At 66.5% G+C, this 20,147-nt stretch carries 19 protein-coding genes; 8 read left to right on the top strand and 11 right to left on the bottom strand.

What is annotated here, in order from left to right:
* The first annotated feature begins 15 nt into the window (after nt 1-15).
* From hemB to V7778_RS15305, 4 genes are all read left to right on the top strand, one after another.
* A complete protein-coding gene (hemB, locus tag V7778_RS15320; RefSeq protein ID WP_335556800.1) occupies nt 16-1,029 on the top strand; it encodes a porphobilinogen synthase in 1,014 nt (337 codons plus the stop codon).
* A 206-nt stretch (nt 1,030-1,235) separates the two neighbouring features.
* Entirely contained in the window at nt 1,236-1,694 is a 459-nt protein-coding gene (locus V7778_RS15315) for a carboxymuconolactone decarboxylase family protein (protein WP_335556798.1), read from the top strand.
* 7 nt (nt 1,695-1,701) lie between these two features.
* A complete protein-coding gene (locus V7778_RS15310) occupies nt 1,702-2,580 on the top strand; it encodes an RNA polymerase sigma-70 factor (RefSeq protein ID WP_335556796.1) in 879 nt (292 codons plus the stop codon).
* Nucleotides 2,581-2,647: 67 nt separating this feature from the next.
* The gene (locus V7778_RS15305) at nt 2,648-3,097 is read left to right on the top strand and encodes a RidA family protein (RefSeq protein ID WP_335556794.1); all 450 of its coding nucleotides are present in this window, start codon (nt 2,648-2,650) and stop codon (nt 3,095-3,097) included.
* 6 nt (nt 3,098-3,103) lie between these two features.
* Here the strand turns inward: V7778_RS15305 and V7778_RS15300 are convergent, their stop codons facing one another.
* The 3 genes from V7778_RS15300 to V7778_RS15290 all read right to left on the bottom strand — a co-directional run bounded on the left by V7778_RS15300 (nt 3,104) and on the right by V7778_RS15290 (nt 5,559).
* Nucleotides 3,104-3,424, bottom strand: a complete 321-nt coding sequence (locus tag V7778_RS15300; protein ID WP_335556793.1) for a hypothetical protein — start codon at nt 3,422-3,424, stop codon at nt 3,104-3,106.
* 146 nt (nt 3,425-3,570) lie between these two features.
* Nucleotides 3,571-4,524: a 3'-5' exonuclease gene (locus V7778_RS15295; protein WP_335556791.1), complete on the bottom strand. Its 954-nt coding sequence runs from the start codon at nt 4,522-4,524 to the stop codon at nt 3,571-3,573.
* Between the two features lie 150 nt (nt 4,525-4,674).
* Complete coding sequence (locus tag V7778_RS15290; RefSeq protein WP_335556789.1) at nt 4,675-5,559, bottom strand: LysR family transcriptional regulator; 885 nt, start codon at nt 5,557-5,559, stop codon at nt 4,675-4,677.
* Nucleotides 5,560-5,660: 101 nt separating this feature from the next.
* Between V7778_RS15290 and V7778_RS15285 the strand changes: the two genes are divergently transcribed.
* Together V7778_RS15285 and V7778_RS15280 are read left to right on the top strand one after the other, a co-directional pair.
* A complete protein-coding gene (locus V7778_RS15285; protein WP_335556788.1) occupies nt 5,661-6,284 on the top strand; it encodes a glutathione S-transferase family protein in 624 nt (207 codons plus the stop codon).
* Nucleotides 6,277-6,609 (top strand): DMT family transporter, encoded by a 333-nt coding sequence (locus V7778_RS15280; protein WP_335556786.1) that lies wholly within the window; start codon nt 6,277-6,279, stop codon nt 6,607-6,609. Before V7778_RS15285 ends, V7778_RS15280 begins: the two co-directional genes overlap by 8 nt.
* Before the next feature lie 150 nt (nt 6,610-6,759).
* On the opposite strand, the gene V7778_RS15275 is transcribed toward V7778_RS15280, so the two are convergent.
* The 5 genes from V7778_RS15275 to V7778_RS15255 all read right to left on the bottom strand — a co-directional run bounded on the left by V7778_RS15275 (nt 6,760) and on the right by V7778_RS15255 (nt 14,315).
* A complete protein-coding gene (locus V7778_RS15275) occupies nt 6,760-7,671 on the bottom strand; it encodes a hypothetical protein (RefSeq protein WP_335556784.1) in 912 nt (303 codons plus the stop codon).
* A 184-nt stretch (nt 7,672-7,855) separates the two neighbouring features.
* Nucleotides 7,856-10,948, bottom strand: coding sequence for an efflux RND transporter permease subunit (locus tag V7778_RS15270; protein ID WP_335556782.1), 3,093 nt, complete (start codon nt 10,946-10,948; stop codon nt 7,856-7,858).
* The gene (locus V7778_RS15265; RefSeq protein ID WP_335556780.1) at nt 10,945-12,135 is read right to left on the bottom strand and encodes an efflux RND transporter periplasmic adaptor subunit; all 1,191 of its coding nucleotides are present in this window, start codon (nt 12,133-12,135) and stop codon (nt 10,945-10,947) included. The genes V7778_RS15270 and V7778_RS15265 overlap by 4 nt, the downstream gene beginning before the upstream one ends.
* Nucleotides 12,136-12,231: 96 nt before the next feature.
* Nucleotides 12,232-13,590, bottom strand: coding sequence for an ATP-binding protein (locus tag V7778_RS15260; protein WP_335556778.1), 1,359 nt, complete (start codon nt 13,588-13,590; stop codon nt 12,232-12,234).
* A complete protein-coding gene (locus tag V7778_RS15255) occupies nt 13,587-14,315 on the bottom strand; it encodes a response regulator (RefSeq protein WP_335556776.1) in 729 nt (242 codons plus the stop codon). The genes V7778_RS15260 and V7778_RS15255 overlap by 4 nt, the downstream gene beginning before the upstream one ends.
* 197 nt (nt 14,316-14,512) lie before the next feature.
* On the opposite strand from V7778_RS15255, the gene V7778_RS15250 reads away from it, so the two are divergent.
* Complete coding sequence (locus V7778_RS15250) at nt 14,513-15,037, top strand: Spy/CpxP family protein refolding chaperone (RefSeq protein ID WP_335556774.1); 525 nt, start codon at nt 14,513-14,515, stop codon at nt 15,035-15,037.
* Nucleotides 15,038-15,096: 59 nt separating this feature from the next.
* Here the strand turns inward: V7778_RS15250 and V7778_RS15245 are convergent, their stop codons facing one another.
* Nucleotides 15,097-15,981 carry a MerR family transcriptional regulator gene (locus V7778_RS15245; protein WP_335556773.1) on the bottom strand — a complete coding sequence of 295 codons (885 nt, stop codon included), beginning with the start codon at nt 15,979-15,981 and terminating at the stop codon, nt 15,097-15,099.
* Between the two features lie 133 nt (nt 15,982-16,114).
* Between V7778_RS15245 and V7778_RS15240 the strand changes: the two genes are divergently transcribed.
* Nucleotides 16,115-17,734, top strand: a complete 1,620-nt coding sequence (locus V7778_RS15240; RefSeq protein WP_335556771.1) for a methyl-accepting chemotaxis protein — start codon at nt 16,115-16,117, stop codon at nt 17,732-17,734.
* 79 nt (nt 17,735-17,813) lie between these two features.
* Here V7778_RS15240 and V7778_RS15235 read toward each other — a convergent pair whose 3' ends face one another.
* Nucleotides 17,814-18,170 (bottom strand): translation initiation factor Sui1, encoded by a 357-nt coding sequence (locus V7778_RS15235; protein ID WP_335556769.1) that lies wholly within the window; start codon nt 18,168-18,170, stop codon nt 17,814-17,816.
* Nucleotides 18,171-18,177: 7 nt separating this feature from the next.
* Nucleotides 18,178-20,037 carry a protein-disulfide reductase DsbD gene (gene dsbD / locus V7778_RS15230; protein WP_335556768.1) on the bottom strand — a complete coding sequence of 620 codons (1,860 nt, stop codon included), beginning with the start codon at nt 20,035-20,037 and terminating at the stop codon, nt 18,178-18,180.
* Nucleotides 20,038-20,147 lie beyond the last annotated feature (110 nt).

The following is a 20,147-nucleotide window of genomic DNA, read 5'->3' as shown; positions in this document are numbered from 1 at the left end:
ATCGAGGAACACGCCATGCCCATCATCACCCCCGCCTCCTATCCCGCCGCCCGCATGCGCCGCATGCGCCGCGACCCGTTCTCGCGCGCCCTGATGCGCGAAAACGTCGTCACCGCGTCGGACCTGATCTACCCGGTCTTCATCCTCGACGGCCAGAACCAGCGCCAGCAGGTGGCCTCGATGCCGGGCGTGGAACGGGTGTCGGTGGACCTGCTGCTGAAGGTGGCGGAGGAATGCGTGGCGCTGGGGATCCCGGTGATGGCGCTGTTCCCGGTGGTCGACGCCTCGCTCAAGACCTATGACGGCGTCGAGGCGACCAATCCGGAAGGCCTGGTGCCGCGCGCGGTGCGCGAGCTCAAGCGCAATTTCCCGGAACTGGGGATCATGACCGACGTGGCGCTGGACCCGTACACGACCCATGGCCAGGACGGCCTGCCGGACGAGAACGGCTACATCGTCAACGAAAAGACCATCGAGATGCTGATTCGCCAGTCGCTGGCCCAGGCCGAAGCCGGCGTGGACATGGTGGCGCCGTCGGACATGATGGACGGCAGGATCGGCGCGATCCGCGGCGCGCTGGAAGAGAACGGCCACATCCATACCCGCATCATGGCCTATTCGGCCAAGTACGCCTCGAGCTTCTACGGTCCCTTCCGTGACGCGGTGGGTTCCGCGGCCAACCTGGGCAAGGCCGACAAGAATACCTACCAGATGGACCCGGCCAACAGCGACGAAGCCCTGCGCGAAGTGGCGCTCGACATCGCCGAAGGCGCCGACATGGTGATGGTCAAGCCGGGCATGCCCTACCTGGACGTGGTGCGCCGCGTGAAGGATGAATTCAAGGTGCCGACCTTCGCCTACCAGGTCAGCGGCGAATACGCGATGATCAAGGCGGCGGCCCAGAACGGCTGGCTGGACCATGACAAGGTCATGATGGAATCGATGATGGCCTTCAAGCGCGCCGGGGCCGATGGCGTGCTGACGTATTTTGCGCTGGAGATCGCGCGCAAGCTCAAGGCACAGGCTTGAATCGCCACCAGATCCGCCTGTAACACCACTGCATTAAACCCGTCGTCCCCGCGTAGGCGGGGATCCAAGTTTGCATTCGTATCCATGATGCTCGCAGAACTTGGGTCCCCGCCTTCGCGGGGATGACGTTTTTTGGGCCAGCTGTCACAAGGGTGGTAGCTGAAACGTCTAAGGAGTGTCGCAAGCACTTTGACCAAGGACACCCCATGACTTCGCTCCGCCTCCCCTACTACTCCCTCTCCCCCGCCGCCTACCGCGCCCTGGCCGCCGCCGAAACCGCCGTCGAAGCCTCGCCGCTCGGCAAGCAGCTGGTGCGCCTGGTCTTCCTGCGCGTCTCGCAAATCAACGGCTGCGCCTTCTGCGTCGACAAGCATGCGCGCGACCTGGCGAAGGGCGGCGAGGATTTCCAGCGCATCAACAGCCTCGTGACCTGGCGCGAAACGGCGTTCTATACCGCCCGCGAGCGCGCCGCCCTGGCCTGGGCCGAAGCGGCCACCCGCCTCGAGCACGGCGAGGTGCCGGATAGCGTATTCTTGCCCTTGACCGAGCATTTCACCGAGCAGGAGATCTCCGACCTGGGCTTTGCAACGGCCCTGATGAATGCCTGGAACCGCATGGCGATCGGCTTCCGCCAGCCTGTCGCCCGGGCCGCTTTCCCCGACTGACATCGCGATGGATCAGCACGACGACACCCGGCAATTCACGGCCCTGCGCCCGCGCCTGTTCTCGGTCGCCTACCGCATGCTCGGCATCCGCGCCGACGCCGAGGACGTGGTGCAGGATGCCTGGCTGCGCTGGAGCGATCCGGCGCGCGGCCCCGTGCAGTCAAGCGAAGCCTGGCTGGTCTCGGTGGTGACCCGCCTGTCCATCGACCGCCTGCGCGCGGCCAAGGTCCAGCGCAGCCACTACATCGGCGAATGGCTGCCGGAACCGCTGGTCGGCGTCGACGAGCGCACGCCCGAGGACGCCGCCGAGCTGGCCAGCGAATTGTCGGTGGCGCTGATGTGGGTGCTGGAACGCCTGGCGCCCGAGGAGCGCGCCGCCTTCCTGCTGCGCCAGGCTTTCGACCAGGACTACGGCGAACTGGCGGCGACCCTGGGCAAGAGCGAGGCCGCCTGCCGCCAGCTGGTGCACCGCGCCACCGAACGGGTGCGCCGGGAAAGGCCGCGCTTCCGGGTGACGCGCGACGCGCACCGCAGCCTGCTCGAACGCTTCGTGCAGGCTGCCGGCCGGGGCGACCAGGCCGCGCTCAAGGGCATGCTGGCGGACGACGTCGCCATCGTAGCCGACGGCGGCGGCAAGGTGCCGTCCTTCATGAAGATCGTGCGCGGCGCGGAACGCATCGCCAACCTCTACCTGGCTGTCTACCTGCGCAATGCGGCGCGCCTGGCATACCGCATGGCGCTCGTCAACGGCGAGCCCGGCCTGCTGCGCTATGTCGGCGGGCAGCTGGAGTCGGCCCAGGCTTTCGTGACCGACGGCGAGCGGATCGTGGCCATCTACGCGATGCGCAATCCCGACAAGCTCGGGGCGGTCGATCTGGCGCGCTAAGCAGAAAAGTACAAGCGTGTCGGGATGGGCGCATGCAGAATGCGACTTTGCATGATGAGGAACCCGCATGAATACGACCGCCCAGCTCGAAAGAAAGACCGCCGTCCACGGCGTGCCGTGGGAAGACGCTTACGCTTATTACCAGGCCGTCCAGGTCAAGGATGTGATCTACGTGTCCGGCCAGCTCAGCCACGACAAGGAGGGCAATTTCGTCGCTCCCGCCACGCTCGATACCCAAGGCAAACCGGCTGATTTTTCTGCAATGGAAGCGCAGATGCGGCAGACCTACAAGAACGCCATTTCCATGCTTGCTGAATTCGGCGCCACCCTGGATGACGTCGTTGAAGAGACCTTGTTCGTGCTGGATGTCGATGCGGCCTTTGCCGTTGCCAGCAAGGTCAGGAGTGACATGTATGGAAGGGCGCGCCCGCTATGCGCGAGCAACCTCATCGGAGTTTCCCGGCTCGCACTGCCCGTGCAGCTCATCGAAATCAGCTTCCGGGCCGTACTGAAATAGCCTGGATCACCCGGGGCCGGCGTCGCCCCGATCCGATGCCGGGTAGAGCTTTTCGGCCGCGTTCCTCAACGCGGCATCCGGCAGGAAACGGTCCGCGACCACGAGGATCGCGTTCAGGTTGTTCCTGAGCTTCTCCAGCGCGATGTCTCCGGGCGCGACCGCGGTCTGCAGCAGGTGGATCGCCATGTCGGCGAGCAGCAGGCGCTGCTTGTCCAGCCAGGCAGCCCCGTCGCCCTTTCCAGCGGGGTGGGCGTGATAACTTTCCTCGACGGCGCCATGGATTTCCCAGCCCATCCGTACTAATTCGCTTCTTTGCTTGTCGTCCATCTTTCGTCCTGAGACCCTGCATGCTCTGTTATTAAAGCACCAGTTTAAGCCCCGCATGCCGGCCGTTTGGCGCCTCTTCCGACACGACGCGACATACCGCATGATGCGGCACAATCGGCCGTCCTTCAGTCCACGACAGCTCCGCGTCAGTCATCGTCTTGAGGAATATCGAGCCACATCACATAATCGCCGCCATCCGAGGAGTCGACAATTCTTCCGCCACGAATCTTGGCTGAACACTCGAAGTGCTTGAACTCCGCCAGGCCGCCGGCGGCCAGGGCGCGCCGGAAGTCGAGCGCCACGCGGGGCGCCAGGTTGCCGACCACCTCCTCTTGCAGCAGCACGCGCACAGCGTTCGAGCCGCTCTCGACGCGCAGTTGCACCTGGATGTCGAGCGCCGCCCCCTTGACGGTGCGCGGTCCGCATACGCGCTCGAACACTTCCTGATAACGCCGGGTACCCAGGGCTTCGATCCTGAACTGCCGCGGCCCGGTGATGACGGGGATGACCGATGGTTCGCCACTCGCCATCGCCTTATTGGGGGGCGGCTGCGGATCACCTCCGCGGTCAACCTGGAGCGAGCGGAAATACACTTCGAGTGCGAGCAGCGTGTCATCCAGCGCCCTGTGCGCAGCCCCCAGCGGCAGATCCAGGTGCCTGGCGACGTTGACGAGCTTATGGCTGGCCAGGTCTGGCCAAGCGGCGCGCGCCCGTGCAAGCGCACAATGCCCGACGTTGGTGATCGGCCGGCGACCGTGGCGCTCTATCGCGGCGTTCAGGAAGCGCGCATCGAAATTGATGTTGAATGCCACCACGGGATGATCCCCGACGAAATCGATGAACTCATCCAGGACTGTATCCATGGGCGCACCGGAGGCCTGCAGCATGTCATCCGTGATCCCGGTCAGCGCGGTGATGAAACCAGGGAGCGGCTTGTCGATGGCGATGAGGCGCTGCATGTGCGGATGCGACTCCGCGCCGGGAATGTATTTGACTGCCGCGACTTCGATGATCCTGTCCTTCTTCGGGCACAAGCCCGTGGTTTCGAAATCGAAAAAGACGATCGGCTCACCGGAGCCCGGATAGTGCGACTTAGGCATAGGCACCCTGCTTGAATTCGGCCCCTGGATGTGCCGCTTGATGAAATGATACGCTGGCCTTGCGCAAAGAGTCTCTCGAACGACCACAATTTTGTCACCCGGCGTGGCGGCGCATCTTGCCTTCCCGACGGCCGATGCGGAAAGCCCGTGCTAGGCAAAGGCCGGATGCCTGGACAGCTGCGCATGGAGAAATTCGGTGAGGCTGCGGATTCGCTTGAGCCGCCGCAGGTCGGGATGGGTGAGGATCCAGACCTCGGTATCGAGCGCCGGATCGGGTGGGACCAGTTGCACCAGTTCCGGCCGCCCGGCCGCGAGCAGGTCCAGCAGCATCCCTACACCCATGCCCGCCTCCACGGCCTGCGTCATGCCCAGCAGCGAGTCCACGCTCACCACATGCTTCTCCTCAGGCACGTGCTCGCGCAGCCAGCGCGCCTGGCGCAGGCGGGCCAGGGCGTCGTCCGGCGCCACCCAGTCGTGCGCGGCCCAGTCGTGGTCCTGCCTGCCCTCTTCGCGGGTGCGCTGCAGATAGAGCTTGGACGCGTAGGGCGCCGTCTTCAGGCTGCCGAGCTTGCGGCCAATGAGATTCTCCGGCGGCGCATTGGTGGGCCGTACGGCGACGTCCGCGTCGCGCCGGGTCAGGTTGAGGAAGCTGTTGTCGACCGTGAGCTGCAGCCGGATGCCGGGATGGGCCTGGCGGAAGGCAGCCAGCGCCGGCAGCAGCAGGCCGTGCAGCAGGGTGTCGGTGGTGGTGACGCGGATCGTGCCTTGCAGCTCGCTGTCGCGCCCGCTCATCCTGCGCTCGGCCTCGTCCATGCCTTCGCCCACCGGCGCCAGCAGCGCCAGCAGTTCTTCGCCGCTCGCGGTGAGCACATAACCGCTCTGGAAACGCTCGAACAGGCGGGTGGCCAGCGCTTCCTCGAGCTTGTCCAGGCGCCGGAGGATGGTCGAATGGCTCTGGCCGAGGCGGCGCGCGGCGGCCGACAGCGATCCGGCCTCGGCGACGGTGAGGAAATAGCGGCAGTCGTCCCAGTTCATGGCTGTGCAAATATGGCGAAGCGATATGCGAAAACGTCGAATTGTTCGCCATTCTTGCACAAGCTACGCTGGCAGGCATTGCTAACCCTGAAGGAGCGGACATGTACACCGTCTACGTCGCCGACACGCCGAACGGCAGGAAGATCACCATCGCACTCGAGGAGCTGGGACTGGATTACCAGCTCCGTTTCGTGGACCTGGACGCGGGAGAGCAGCACGCGCCCGCCTTCGTGCGGCTCAGCCCGAATCACAAGATTCCCGTGCTGCTCGACGAGCGGAGCGGGCAAAGCCTGTTCGAGTCCTGCGCCATCCTGGTCCACCTGGCCGATGCGGCGGGCAAGGCGCTGCCGAGGCAGGGCTTGGCGCGCGACCTGGTGCTGCAGTGGCTGTTCCTGCAGGCGGCCAGCGCCGGACCGATGCTGGGCCAGCTATGGTGGTTCCGGCATGCGGCCCCCGCGCCGAACCCCATGGCGCTGGAACGCTATACGCGCGAGACGCACCGGATCTATGGCGTGCTCGAGCGCCGGCTGGCGGAGTCGCGCCATATCGCCGGCGACGGGCTCACGATCGCGGATCTGGCCTTTTACCCCTGGCTGGCCACGCACGAGGAGCTGGGCATCGACATGGGCGCCTATCCCGCCGTCGCGGACTGGCTGCGGCGGGTGGGCGAGCGGCCCGGCGTGCAGCGCGGAATGCTCAGGGCGCGGGAGGCAGCCCATGTCTAGCCTGGCGGCCTGGATCCTGCTGCTGGCGGCGGGGCTGGTCGAGGTGGGGATGGCCTTTGCGCTCAAGGCCTCGGAGGGCTGGACACGGCCGGCGCCGAGTTTGCTGGCGGTGCTGGCGGCGCTGGGCAGCATTTATCTGCTGGCCGGTGCCCTGCGCGCGCTGCCGCTGGGAATGGCGTATGCGGTGTGGACGGGGATCGGGGCGGTGGGGGTGACGCTGGCGGGGTGCGTATTCTTTGCCGAGAGCCTGTCGCTGGCGCGGCTGGTGTGCATGGGGCTGATTTTCGTGGGGATTGCGGGCTTGAAGACCTTGGGCGGGAATTGAAGCTGGTGGTCTGCTTGGAAACTTGGGCCCCCGCCTTCGCGGGGGTGACGGTTCTAAGGGCAGTGGTACTGCCAATCCTGCCACCACCCTACGCTCCGTCATCCCCGCGAAGGCGGGGACCCACGTTTGCCTGATCAGCCAGTAAACTGCTTACCCCCGCGGCGGCTTGTACTCCGGGAACATCTCCTTGTACAGGAACTGCATCAGCTCCTCCGTATCCTGCGGCCTTGCACTCAGCTTCACCACGCGCCCCAGGCGATGTGAATCCCACTCGAAGTCCCCGGTCTTTTCACGACGGATCAGCTCGATCATCTTCTTGACCACCGCCGTCTCGACATCCGGCTCGCTGCCCTGCTCCACCGTTACCTGGGTCAGCCAGCGCCGCTTGAAGTTCGGATTCCAGCCGCGGAAGCGCAAGTCCATGCTGTGGAAGGTCTTGTTCGACACCGAGAAGATGCCCCCGGTCTCGTTGCGGTCGTCGCGCCCGCGGCCGTTGATGGCGGCGATGTTGGCCAGTGCCCGGGCCTGGCCGCGCGCGGCCTCGCTTTCCTCGCTCGGGGTGTCGCTGCCGCTCGTGGCGCCGCGCTGCTTGCGGCGCGCTTCGATCGCGGCGGCCATGTCCATCTCCGGCGGCGCCTCGGTCCTGGGCTGGGGCGTGGGCTTGGCGACTTCTTCCGGCTTTTCGTCCGGCAGGGTGATCGTATCCGGCAGGCGCTGCACCTCGATCCGCTCGGGCTTCGGGCGCGGCGCGTTCTTGTTGGGCGAAGGCTTGGGGACCGGCTTGGGCGCCTGCTGGCGCGGCGCCGGCTTCGGCTGTTGCAGCGGGGCCACGTACACCACCTCGCTCTCGCGCTCGGCCGCCGGGCGCGCTTTCTTGTCTTCGCTCTCGGGCTTGAACAGGTAGAGGGCGATCAAGAGCAGGTGCAGGCCGATCGTGCCCGCCAGGCCCAGACGGTTCGGTCCCTGCCGGCCATAGGTCGGCGCCGGGCGCGACGAGAGCGGCTGCCCGCAATGCGCGCACACATCGCTGTCCTCGTCGTAGGTATGGGAATGGTCACGCAAGGTCGTACGGTTTCCTGGAAGCGACATCTGTAAAAGCGGCAGAGAAAGCGCAGTCTAACCGTTTTGGGTCGGCGGCGCACCTGATCTGCTGCACAGCCTGGCCCGGCCGACCTTGAAGGATGTTACAGAATGTTTCCGGCGAGCGAATACCGGCCGGCATGGAACCCCATGCCGGCCCTTGCCATCAATGCACGGCTTCGAGCTTGGCCAGTTGTTCGTCGGTCATGGGGCCGGTGCCGCTAAACCTGTCGAGGTACAAATAGATGACCGGGGTGATGTAGAGCGTGATCACCTGCGAGAAGATCAGGCCCCCCACCACCGCCAGGCCGAGCGGCTGGCGCAGTTCGGCGCCGGCGCCGATGCCCAGCGCGATCGGCAGCGCGCCCATCATGGCCGCCAGGGTCGTCATCAGGATCGGACGGAAGCGCAGGATGCAGGCTTCGCGGATCGCTTCCTGCGGCTTGAGGCCGTGGCTGCGCTGGGCCTCGAGCGCGAAGTCGATCATCATGATCGCGTTCTTCTTGACGATACCGATCAGCATCAGGATGCCGATCATGGCGATCAGGGTCAGGTCCATGTCGAACAGCCACAAGGTGAGCAGCGCGCCGACCGCCGCCGACGGCAGGCCGGCCAGGATGGTCAGCGGGTGGATGTAGCTTTCGTACAGCACGCCCAGCAGCACGTAGATGACGCCGATCGCGGCCACGATCAGGATCAGCTGGCTCGACTGGGTGTCCTTGAACACCGCGGCGTCGCCGCCGTAGTTGGTGATGACCGAGGCCGGCAGCTTCATCTCGCGGCCCATCTCGTCGATGGCGGCGGTGGCGTCGCCCAGCGGCACGCCCGGCGCCAGGTTGAAGGAGAGCGTGATCGCCTGCAGCTGTCCCTGGTGGTTGACGGCCAGCGGGCCGACCGTGCGCTTGACGCTGGCGAAGCTGGACAGCTTGACCAGGTCGCCGGACTTGGAGCGCACCGATACCCGCGACAGTGCTTCGTCGTAGTAGCGGTCGACGGCCGCCGCTTCCAGGATCACGAAGTAGCTGGCGGCGGTCGAGTAGATGGTCGAGACCTGGCGCTCGCCGAAGGAGGCGTACAGCACGGTGCGCACGTCGGCCATTTCCACGCCCAGCAGCGCGGCCTTGTCGCGGTCGATGTCGATCGTTGCCTGCAAGGCCTTGTTCTGCGAATCGCTGGTGACGTCGCGGAAGCGCTGGTCGGCGCGCATGCGCTCCAGGAACTGCTCGGCCCACTCGCCGATCTCGCCGCCCGACACGCTCTGCAGGGTGTACTGGTAGCGGCTCTTGCTCGGACGGCCGCCCAGCTGCAGGTTCTGCACCGGCGACAGGAACACCTGCACGCCGGCCACCTGGCGCGTTGCCTTGCGCAGCTCGTCGACCACGATGGGCATCGGCGGACGTTCGCCGCGCGGTTTCAGGACCAGGAACATTCGGCCGGTGTTGCCGCCGCCGGTGAACGAACTGATGTCCTGCACATAGGGATTGGCGCGCACGATGTCCACCACCTTGCCCTGCAGTTCCGCCAGCTTGACGGACGAGGTGTCTTCCGACGCCTCGACGGAAACGCGGATCTGCCCGATGTCTTCTTCCGGAAAGAAGCCCTTCGGCATGGTCATATAGAGCACGGCGGTCAGCACGAAGGTACCCAGCGCCAGCATCAGCACCAGGAAGCGGTGGCGCAGCGCCACATCGAGGGTGCGGCCATAGGCGTCACGCACGTTGACGAACATGGCTTCGAAACGGCGGCCGACCCAGGACATCTCGTGCGGGGCGACATGGCCGCCGCCCTTGAGCAGGCGCGAGCACAGCATCGGCACCAGGGTCAGCGACACCGCCGCCGATACCAGCACCGCCAGGCCGACGATGACGGCGAATTCGCGGAACAGCAGGCCGATCACGCCCGGCATGAAGAAGATCGGGATGAACACCGCCACCAGCGAGATCGAGATCGAGATGATGGTGAAGCCCATCTCGCGCGCGCCGACCAGGGCTGCCTGCATCGGCTTCTTGCCCATCTCCATGTGGCGCACAATGTTTTCCAGCACCACGATAGCATCGTCGACCACCAGGCCGACCGCCAGCGTGATGCCCAGCAGGGAAATGTTGTCCAGGCTGTAGCCGAAGGCATACAGCAGCGACAGCGCGCCCAGCAGCGAGATCGGCACCGTCACGGCCGGGATGAAGGTCGCAGCCAGGCGGTGCAGGAACAGGAAGATGACCAGGATCACCAGCACCACGGTGCCGGCGAGGGTCAGGTTGACGTCGTGGATCGCCTCGCGGATCGAGGTCGAGCGGTCGTTGACCAGATGCAGCTGGATCGAAGCCGGCAGTTGCTGCTCGAAACGCGGAATCAGGGCGCGCACCGCGTCCACCACCTGCACCGTGTTGGCGTTCGGCTGGCGCTGCACCATCAGCGAAATCGAACGCTCGCCGTTGAGGCTGCCCGCGGCCTTGACCGACTGGTAGCTGTCCTCGACCTCGGCCACGTCGCGCAGGCGCACCGGCATGCCGTCGCGGGTAGCGACGATCAGGCCGGCGAAATCGCTGGCGCGCATCAGCTGGCCGCCGCCCTGGATGGTCAGGGTCTGGGTTGGGCCGTCGAGGATGCCCAGCGGGGTGTTGGAGTTGGCCGCGCGCAGGGCCGCCGCCAGCTCGTCCATCGAAATATTTCTCGCGTTCATCAGGTCGGACTTGGCGCGGACCCGCACGGCAAAGCGCTTCTGCCCGTTGATCGTGACCTGGGACACGCCGGCGACTGTCGAAATGGCAGGCGAGATCAGGTTTTCCGCGTAGTCGTTCAGCTGCGACAAATCCATCGAGGGCGAGGTCACGTGCATGAACAGGATCGGCGCATCGGCCGGATTGACCTTGCGATAGGACGGCAGGTCGGTCATTTCCTGCGGCAGCTGGCGCTGGGCCGCCAGCAGGGCGGCCTGGACGTCCACGGCGGCGCGGTCGACGTCGATCTTGGTGTCGAATTCCAGGGTCAGGTTGGTATTGCCCTGGGTGCTGGTCGAGGTGATCAGGTTGATGCCGGCGATGGTGGAGAACTGCTTCTCGAGCGGCAGCGCAACCGAGGACGCCATGGTTTCCGGGCTCGCGCCCGGCAGGTTGGCGTTGACGTTGATGACCGGCGTGTTATAGCTCGGCAGCGCGGCGACCGGGATGTGCAGGTAGGCCAGCACGCCGACCAGCACCAGGCTGATCGACAGCAGCACCACCATCACCGGCCGGCGGATACACAGTTCGGACAGGTTCATGCCGATTCCTTCTTGGCTTTCGGGCCCGCTTCGGTCTTGCCGCTACCTTTACCGCCCTGCTGGCCGGCCATCCGGATCTTGCCGCCCGGACGCAGGTTCTGCTTGCCCTCGGTGATCACTTTTTCATTGCCCGCCAGGCCGGTCACGGCCGCGTAGTCGCCGAAGCCGTGCAGGCGCTTGACCGGCACCTGGCGCGCCGTGTTGTCCTCGCCGGCCACGTACACGAAGGTGCCGTTGGTGGCGTTGATGATGGCCGCCTGCGGGATCACCACGGCGTCCTTCAGGGTCTGCACGGTGACGCGCGCGGTCACGTACTGGCCCGGCCACAGGCTGGCGCCCGGGTTGGCGAACTCGCCCTTGACGCGGATGGTGCCGGCTTGCGGATCGACGGTGTTGTCGATGAAACTCAGGCGCCCTGCAACTTGCGGCGACGCGTCGTTGACCTGGGCGCGCACCTCGACCTTGCCCTGCTGCTGCGCCGCCAGCAGCGACGCCAGCGAGGATTCCGGCAGGGTGAACGACACATTGATCGGGTCGAGCTGGGTGACCGTGCTCAGCGAGGTGGTGGGCTGCACCAGGGCGCCCGGATGCACGTCGATGGCGCCCACGCGGCCCGACATCGGAGCGCGGATCGTGGTGTAGCTGGCCGCGACCTGGCTGGCGCGGGCGGCGGCGCTGTTGCTCTGCACCAGCGCGCGCTGGGCCTCGACCTGGCTCTGCAGCGAATCGAGGGCGCTCTGGGCCAGGAATTTCTGGGCCACCAGTTCCTGGCTGCGCTTGAACTGGCGCTCGAGGTCGGCCAGGGTCGCACGGTCGCGCGCCACCTGGGCCTGGGCCTGGGCGACGGCGGCGCGGTCGGCGCGGTCGTCGAGCGAGAACATCAGCTGGCCTTCCTTGACGAAGTCGCCTTCCTTGATGTGTACCTGGCGGATGGTGGCCGTGGTCTGGGGATGCAGGTCGACCGTGCGCAGCGGCGTGACGGTGCCGTTGGCGAGCAGCTCCACGCCCACGTCCTGGCGCTGCGGCGCCACCACGTTGACGGTGACAGGCGGCTGGCCGCCGCCGGGGCCGCCCTGGCCGTCCTTGCCATTGTCGGCATGGGCGCCGCCGCCCCCGTTCACGTACCACGCGCCGGCCATCGCCAGCGCGGCGATGCCGGCAATCACTGCCACATTCTTCTTTTTCATTCCTGTCCCTTGGCCACCTGCCCAGGCGGCGCTGTCATATGGTGATTGGCGCGACAACGCGGCCGGGCCGCATTCTCGCAAACCATTATTACGCGCTTATTTGTTTGGATAGTACTCCGGCAGCATGAGCGTGACTTCGAGCCCGCCTTCCGGATGGTTCGCCAGCGCGATGCTGCCGCCGTGCTGCTCGGCGATATTGCGCGCGATCGTCAATCCCAGCCCGGTGCCGCCGGACTCGCGCGAACGCGAGGTCTCGACACGGTAGAACGGGTCGAACACCCGTTTCATCTCGGCCTGGGGAATGCCCGGCCCGCTGTCGCGGATGCGCACGCGCGCGGCGCCGTTGATGCGGTCGACGTTCACGCGCGCTTCGCGGCCGTACTTGACCGCGTTGTCGATCAGGTTGCCCAGGCAGCGGCGCAGGTCCAGCGGACGGCCCAGCAGGGCCATGCCGGCGCGGCCGGCCAGGTCCACCTGCTGGCCGGCATCGACGGCGTCCGCACACACGGCCTCGAGCAGCGAATCGAGATCGAGCATCTGCATCGTCTCGGTGGTGTCCATGCTGCGCGCCAGGTCCAGGCCCTCGCGCACCATTTGCTGCATCGCCGACAGGTCGCCGATCAGGCGTTCCTGCAGCTCGGCCTCGGACACTTTTTCCAGGCGCAGGCGCATGCGGGTGAGCGGGGTCTGCAGGTCGTGGGTAATGGCGGCCAGCATTTGCGTACGCTGGAAGATGTACTGGCGAATGCGCGCCTGCATGGCGTTGAAGGCGGCGCTGGCCTGGCGGATTTCGCTGGCGCCGGTCAGGTCGAGGGGCGCGCGGTTGATGTCCTGGCCCAGGTCCTGGGCCGCCTGCGCCAGCTGCTTGAGCGGACGCGTGGTCATGCGCGCCACCAGGTAGGCCAGGAAGCCAATACTCAGGAGGAACAGGGCGATCACGGTGCGGTAATCGGTCTGGAGCGCGGGCGACTGGCGCGGCGGCAGTACCGACAGGCGCAGCTCAGCGCCGTCGCGCAGGCGGATGTTAAGCAGCTCGCAGGCGCCGCGCCATTCGGCATGGATCAGCCCGTATAACACCGGCTGCTGGTTCGGCAGCTCGCACGAGGGCGGACGGGTGGCGGCGGAACTGATCGTATAGCCCTGCCCCAGGCGGGCGGCCAGCGAGCGCGCGAACCAGCTGTGCGTAGTGGCCAGCGGCAGTGGCGTGCCGACTTCGAGGCGCAGTCCAGGCCGGTTGGCTACCGACAGGTAGACCGAGCGTGCCGATGCTGGCACGATCTCGGTCGCCATCACCAGTTGCTCGGCGCGTTCGAGCAGATGCTGGTCGCGCTGCTGTTCGAACAGGTGCAGGCGTTCGTAGTCGGCGGCCAGCTGGGTCAGCGCGGCGGAAGTGACCACGCCCAGCAGCAGCGTGATGAACACGCGGCCGGTCATGGAACCAAGGAAAGCCTTCACGCCGCGGGCTCCACCGTGACCTGGCCGGCCAGCACGTAGCCGCCGTTGCGCACGGTCTTGATGATCTGGGGCATGCGCGCATCCTCGCCCAGTTTCTGGCGCAAGCGACTGATCTGGATGTCGATCGAACGGTCGAACGGGTCGGCGTCGCGGCCTTGGGTCAGGTTGAGCAGCTGGTCGCGGTTGAGCACGCGGTTCGGATGCTCCAGGAACACGCGCAGCAGGCGGAACTCGGCGCCCGACAGCATGATGACCACGCCCTGCGGATTGACCAGGTGACGCGCGGTGAGGTCCAGGGTCCAGCCGGAGAACTTCATCTGCTGCACGTTTTCAAGCGGCGAATTGGACGGCATGGCGTGCGAACGGCGCAGCACGCTGCGGATGCGCGCCAGCAGCTCGCGCGGCTCGAAGGGTTTCGGCAGGTAGTCGTCGGCGCCCATCTCCAGGCCCAGGATGCGGTCGAGCGGCTCGTTGCGGGCGGTGAGCATGATGACCGGCAGGGTCGAGGTGGCGCGCAGCTTGCGGCACAGGGTCAGGCCGTCGTCGCCCGGCATGTTGAGGTCGAGCACGATCAGGTCGGGACGCGCCTCGTCGAGCGCCTTCCACATGCCGGTGCCGTCGGCGGCCGCCAGGGTGCGGTAGCCGTTCGCTTCGAGGTAGTCGGCCAGCAGGCTGCGGATGTCGCGGTCGTCATCGACGATCAAAATCGTAGAGGGATTATCCATAACCGCAATTATCCGCATCTATGGCAAGGGTGGACAGCCGTTTTGTATCGGTATGTATAAGCCGATACCGGCGAAACATATTGATACAAAGTACCAGACAGGGGAAATCCCACGGTTACAAGTTTTGGCGAAGATGGGTCCTGTGCAGCGAGCGGTTCAGTTGCACATCCAAACTGAACTCACCTGAAGGAAACACAATGAACACCATCCGCAAGAACATCGTGATCGCTTTCACCGCTCTCGGCCTGGCCGGCGCCGCCATTGGCGTGCAAGCCCAAACCCACGCCCCTGCCGAAGGCCGCCATGGCCATGCCTTGAGCGTGGAACAGCGCCAGGCCAAGATGGCCGAGTTCAAGGCCAAGCGCCAGGCCAAGCGCGCCGAGCGCCAGGCCCAGCTGCGCGACGCGCTCAAGCTGACCCCGGCCCAGCAGCCGGCCTGGGACGCCTTTGTCGCCAGCATGGCGCCGGCACACAAGGGCGATCGCGCAGCCCGCCCGGACCGCGCCCAGCTGGCCAGCCTGAGCGCCCCGCAGCGCCTGCAGATGCGCATCGAGCGCCAGAAGCAGCGCACCGCCCGCATGGAAGCGCGCCTGTCGGCCCTGAACAGCTTCTACTCGGTCCTCACGCCGGAACAGCGCAAGGTGTTCGACGAGCAGGCCAAGCAGCGCCGCGGCGGCCGTCATCATCGCGGCCACGGCGCTCATGGCATGATGCACGGCTGATCCGCCTGCGCGCGCAAGCCGGGACGCCTGCGGGCGTCCTTTTTTTGCCTGGCCTGTATTCAGTCCCGGCGCGGCTTGAATTCCCGGATCGCGGCGCGGGCCTCGTGCAAGCCCTGGAAAATCCGCACTCCTCTCGGCACTTTCTCGAGGCCGGCAACGCCCGCGCCCCCGGCCCACAATTGCACCTCGCCCGGCAGTCGCTGGCGCAGCTCACGGAGGATGGGCGCGATGGTCTTGCGCGGAAGCGCGGCGCTGAACGACAGGCCGACGACCTGGGTCTGGTAGGCCTCGGCCGCCGCCACGATATCCTGCAGGGGAGACTGCGTCCCGAGGGAAATGCAGCGCGCGCCGGCGAGCGTGAGCACGGCTTCCACCATCAGGTTGCCGAGCATGTGCAGTTCGCCCGGCACCGTCGTCAGAAGCACGCGCGGCCAGCCCAGCGGCGCGTACACCGCTTGCACCGCTTCGCGCAGCAGGGCCTGCACCATCTCGGTGTACAGGTGCTCTTCATGGACCGCGATGCTGCCCTCGGCCCAGGCATCGCCGACCTGCTTGTTCAGGCCGGGCAAGAGGTCCAGGACGAAGCCTTCCAGGCCGAGCCGGGCCAGCTCGGCATGCAGGTGCTCGCGCAAGCGGTTCGGCTCCTTCGCGCGCAACACCTCGACCAGGCGCCCGTCCCCGGCGCCGGCCTGGACCGGCGGCCGGTTCATGGCAAGCAACGCCTGCAGCTGCGCTTCGTCCAGGGGTACGACCGCGCCCGGACGCATGCCCGCATCGAGCAGCGCCTTGATCAGCTTGAGGCGTGCCACCTGCGCCCCCGAATACACGCGCTTGTCCGCTGCGTCCCGTCCCGGGACGGGGAAGCCGTAGCGGTCTTCCCACTTTCTTAATACTTCTTTGGCAATACCTGTCTCCTCCGAGACTACAGATATCGGCACGCTCATACATCAACCTCAAAATTCAGTTTGTCTAAGACAAAACGCATGTTATAGTATTTTCCGTACGGCAACAAACTTGTTTTTCCACCGCCGTGATCGCTTCCCAGGACTCATCATGCACAGTAATGAATCAAAAGGTATGACCATCAAGGCAAAGGTATGCATCGGTTTCGCGGCAATCCTTCTGCTCATGATGCTTCTAACAGCAATCGGCGTCAGCCGGGTCAACACGGTGTCTTCCAGCCTGATCACCATTGGCGACGTCAACAGCGTCAAGCAGCGCTATGCCATCAACTTCCGCGGCAGCGTACACGATCGTGCGATCAGCCTGCGCGATGTGACGCTGGTCGACAGCGACAGCGAACTGAAGGCGGCGCTGGCCGACATCGCGCGCCTGGCTTCCGACTATGAAAAGTCCGCCGTGTTGCTGGACAAAATGATTGCCGAAGGGAGCGATACTAGCCCTGAAGAGCGGCAGATCCTTGCCGGCATCAAGGAAATCGAAGCCCGTACGCTGCCGCTGGTTTCCCAGGTCATCGCCTTGCGCGAAGCAGGCGAGCTCGATCGCGCGAAAGAAGTCATGCTCAAGGATGCCCGCCCTGCCTTCGTCGAATGGCTGGCCCGGATCAACCAGTATATCGACTTGAAGGAAGAGGCGAACCAGTCCGAGTCGGCGCGCGCGCGCGAAGTGGCGAGCGGGTTCCAGGCGCTCATGCTGATCATGTGTGCGGCCGCCGTCATCACCGGGGTACTGGTGGCCGCGGTCATCGTGCGCGCGATTCTGAGGGCGCTCGGTGGGGAGCCGGCCAAGGCCAGCGCCATCGCCAACAGCATTGCCACCGGCAACCTGGCGGTGACGATCGACACCGACGGCAGCAAGCGCGCGAGCGTGCTGCACGCCATGGGAGAGATGCGCGACAGCCTCCTCAGGATCGTGGCCGAGGTCCGCCTCAGTGCGCAGACGATCTCCGCCGCGGCCGGCGAGATCGCCTCCGGCAACCTCAACCTGTCTGCGCGCACCGAGCTGCAGGCATCGTCGCTGCAGGAAACCGCCTCGTCGATGGAACAATTGACCGCGACGGTCAGGCAGAATGCGGACAACGCGCTCCAGGCCAACCAGCTGGCCGTTTCCGCCGCCACCGTGGCGCGCAAGGGCGGCACGGTCGTGTCGGAAGTGGTGCAGACCATGGACTCGATCAATGCCTCGGCCAAGAAGATCGTCGACATCATCAGCGTGATCGACGGGATCGCGTTCCAGACCAACATCCTGGCGCTGAACGCGGCGGTGGAAGCGGCGCGGGCCGGCGAACAGGGGCGGGGCTTCGCCGTGGTGGCGACCGAAGTGCGCAACCTGGCGCAGCGCTCCGCGGCGGCCGCAAAGGAGATCAAGGCGCTGATCGGCGACTCGGTCGACAAGGTCGATGCCGGCAGCCGGCTGGTCGCCGACGCGGGCTCCACCATGAACGAGATCGTCAACAGCGTGAACCGAGTGACCGACATCATGGCCGAGATCACGGCCGCGAGCCAGGAGCAGAGCGCAGGTATCGAGCAGGTCAACCGCGCGATCAGCCAGATGGACCAGGTGACGCAGCAGAACGCGGCGCTGGTCGAAGAGGCGGCCACCGGGGCCGGCGCGCTGCAGGCCCAGGCGGAAAAGCTGGGCAACGTGGTCGCCATTTTCAAGCTGGGCGATGGCGAGGCGCGTGCGCTGGACGGCGCCCCGCAAGCGCGCTACCCGCACCCGGCGCTCCTGCATTGAGCGTGCCCGTGCCCGGGTCTACCGGGCCCTGGATGGCAAAGGACGCCTCCGGGCCCGCGTCCGGCCTTCTTTCCGGACGTCAGCCGCCGGCACGCTTCGGGTGATGACCATGCTTCCTGAGTGTGTCCATCACCAGTTCGCAGTGGTCTCCCTGGACCTCGATCACGCCGTCCTTCACGGTCCCGCCCGAGCCGCACGCGGTGCGCAACTGCTTGCCCAGCAGTGCCAGCGCCGCAGCGTCGAGGGCGAGCCCCTTGACCACTGTGACACTCTTGCCGCCGCGGCCCTTCGTTTGGCGCGACACACGCACCACACCGTCGCCTGCGATGATGGGCTTGGTCTGGCACAGGCACGCTGCCACGGGACGCCGGCATTCGGGACACATGCGCCCGCCATCGGTGGAATAGACGAGGCCGCCTTTCGAATTGCTCATCATGTCGTTTTCAGCCGTCCAGCTTTTGCAGGGACGCCAGGAACTTGCGCGCATCCTGGTAGCCGATCACGCGGCTGTCCGGAATCTCGCGCCCTTCCTTGTCGAACAGGATGATGCCCGGCGGTCCGAACAGGCCGAAGCGTTTGAGCATCGCCTTGTCGTCCGCATTGTTGGCCGTGACGTCGACCTGCAGCAGGATGGTGTTGGCCAGCTTGCCCTGTACCGCCGGGTCGACGAAGGTCAGTTTTTCCATCTCCTTGCAGGACACGCACCAGTCGGCATAGAAGTCGAGCATGGCCGTCTTGCCGCCGGTATTCGCCAGCACGGCATCGAGCTCGGCCACGTTTTTCACGCGCTTGAATTCGAGATGCCGGGGCGCGCCGCCGCCCAGGTGGGCCAGCGGAGCCAGGGCGTCGCGCCCGCCGCTGGCCACGCCGACCAGCTGCATCGCTCCCAGCACGGCAAAGGCGGCGCCGGCCGCCATCGACGCCCAGTGGCGGCGGCGCAGCAGGTAGAAGCCGTAGCCGAACAGCAGCGCCGACCACAGCAGCATCTGGGCCGCGGCCGGAATCACCGGCGACACCAGCCACAGGGCCATGGCCAGCATCAGCACGCCGAACAGGCGCTTGACGCCTTCCATCCAGGCCCCGGCGCGCGGCAGCAGCGAGCCGGCCGAGACGCCCACCAGCAGCAGCGGAATGCTCATCCCGATCGCCATCGCGAACAGGGCGGCGCCGCCGATCAGCACATCGCGCGTCTGGCTGATGTAGACCAGGGCGCCGGCCAGCGGCGCGGCCACGCAAGGGCCGACGATCAGGGCCGAGATCGCCCCCATCCCGAACACGCCGGCCAGCTTGCCCGAGGCCTGGCGGCCCGATACGTGGGCCAGGCGCGTCTGCAAGGCGGCGGGAACCTGCAATTCGTAGAAGCCGAACATCGACAGGGCCATGCCGACGATCAGCACGGCGAAGGCGCCCAGCACCCAGGGGTTCTGCAGGGCCGCGGCCAGACCCTCGCCGACCAGGCCGGCGGCGATGCCGAGCGCGGTGTAGACGATGGCCATGCCGAGCGAATAGGCGAGCGACAGCACGAAGCCGCGCGAGCGGCGTACCTGCCGGCCTTCGCCGACGATGATCGAGGACAGGATCGGCACCATGGGCAGGACGCAGGGCGTGAAGGCCAGGCCCAGGCCGAGCAGCACGAAGGCGGGAACGATGGCCAGCAGGCGCCCGCCATGGAGGATGCCGGCGATGGTGGAGAGGTCGGATTCGGGCGCCGTGCTTGCGGGCGCCGGAGCGGGGTTCGCCGCAGCGGCCGGCGCGCGCTCGGCAGCGGGGGTGGACGACAGCGGCACCGACATCGCCGGCCCCTGCCCCGCCGCGGCGCCGATCGGCAGCGGCGGCGCCTGCGCTGCTCCGGCGGCGCCTGCGTTCAGGGACGCCGTGTGCTCCTGGGGCGGATAGCACAGGCCCGCGTCCGCACAGCCCTGGCTGGTGGCGGCCAGCGTGAAGCTGCCGCCGCCTTCGACCGGGATGCGGATCGTCAGCGTGCCCTTGTAGGTTTCGACCTCCTTCTGGAAGGTCTCGTCGAACTTCACCTTGCCCGGCGGGATCTGCGGCGCGCCGAGGGTGGCGCCGCTGGCCTTGAAGCCGAAGCGCTCGCGGTACATATAATAGCCGTCGGCGATCTGGTAGGTCACTTCCAGGGTCTGCGGATCGGCCATGCGGGCGGCGAAGCGGAAGGCCAGGGAGGGATCGAGGAAGTCCTCCTCCGCGCGTGCGGGCGCTGCGGCGAGGAAGGCCAATGCGGCGAAGGCGGCGAACAGCGTCAGGCAGGCCTGCAGCAGGCCACGCATAGAGAAACGGGTCATGGTGTCGGGTCAGTTGTTACAGCGCACCGGCATGGTACACCGGCTGGGCTGTTCGCGCCTGTGGCGAGGCTTAAGACGGCCTGAGGAACATGCCCGGATTTCACCTCGGC

This window comes from Massilia sp. DD77, from assembly GCF_036961685.1.
Classification (GTDB): Bacteria; Pseudomonadota; Gammaproteobacteria; order Burkholderiales; family Burkholderiaceae_D; genus Telluria.
Note: the sequence above shows the minus strand (reverse complement) of the source record. Positions and strands in the feature narration are given on the sequence as shown.

What these genes read in the sequence shown, in the direction of transcription:
- hemB (WP_335556800.1), top strand. Translation starts at nt 16, where the DNA reads ATGCCCATCATCACCCCCGCCTCCTATCCCGCCGCCCGCATGCGCCGC.
- V7778_RS15315 (WP_335556798.1), top strand. Translation starts at nt 1,236, where the DNA reads ATGACTTCGCTCCGCCTCCCCTACTACTCCCTCTCCCCCGCCGCCTAC.
- V7778_RS15310 (WP_335556796.1), top strand. Translation starts at nt 1,702, where the DNA reads ATGGATCAGCACGACGACACCCGGCAATTCACGGCCCTGCGCCCGCGC.
- V7778_RS15305 (WP_335556794.1), top strand. Translation starts at nt 2,648, where the DNA reads ATGAATACGACCGCCCAGCTCGAAAGAAAGACCGCCGTCCACGGCGTG.
- V7778_RS15300 (WP_335556793.1), bottom strand. Translation starts at nt 3,424, where the DNA reads ATGGACGACAAGCAAAGAAGCGAATTAGTACGGATGGGCTGGGAAATC.
- V7778_RS15295 (WP_335556791.1), bottom strand. Translation starts at nt 4,524, where the DNA reads ATGCCTAAGTCGCACTATCCGGGCTCCGGTGAGCCGATCGTCTTTTTC.
- V7778_RS15290 (WP_335556789.1), bottom strand. Translation starts at nt 5,559, where the DNA reads ATGAACTGGGACGACTGCCGCTATTTCCTCACCGTCGCCGAGGCCGGA.
- V7778_RS15285 (WP_335556788.1), top strand. Translation starts at nt 5,661, where the DNA reads ATGTACACCGTCTACGTCGCCGACACGCCGAACGGCAGGAAGATCACC.
- V7778_RS15280 (WP_335556786.1), top strand. Translation starts at nt 6,277, where the DNA reads ATGTCTAGCCTGGCGGCCTGGATCCTGCTGCTGGCGGCGGGGCTGGTC.
- V7778_RS15270 (WP_335556782.1), bottom strand. Translation starts at nt 10,948, where the DNA reads ATGAACCTGTCCGAACTGTGTATCCGCCGGCCGGTGATGGTGGTGCTG.
- V7778_RS15265 (WP_335556780.1), bottom strand. Translation starts at nt 12,135, where the DNA reads ATGAAAAAGAAGAATGTGGCAGTGATTGCCGGCATCGCCGCGCTGGCG.
- V7778_RS15255 (WP_335556776.1), bottom strand. Translation starts at nt 14,315, where the DNA reads ATGGATAATCCCTCTACGATTTTGATCGTCGATGACGACCGCGACATC.
- V7778_RS15250 (WP_335556774.1), top strand. Translation starts at nt 14,513, where the DNA reads ATGAACACCATCCGCAAGAACATCGTGATCGCTTTCACCGCTCTCGGC.
- V7778_RS15245 (WP_335556773.1), bottom strand. Translation starts at nt 15,981, where the DNA reads ATGAGCGTGCCGATATCTGTAGTCTCGGAGGAGACAGGTATTGCCAAA.
- V7778_RS15240 (WP_335556771.1), top strand. Translation starts at nt 16,115, where the DNA reads ATGACCATCAAGGCAAAGGTATGCATCGGTTTCGCGGCAATCCTTCTG.
- V7778_RS15235 (WP_335556769.1), bottom strand. Translation starts at nt 18,170, where the DNA reads ATGATGAGCAATTCGAAAGGCGGCCTCGTCTATTCCACCGATGGCGGG.
- dsbD (WP_335556768.1), bottom strand. Translation starts at nt 20,037, where the DNA reads ATGACCCGTTTCTCTATGCGTGGCCTGCTGCAGGCCTGCCTGACGCTG.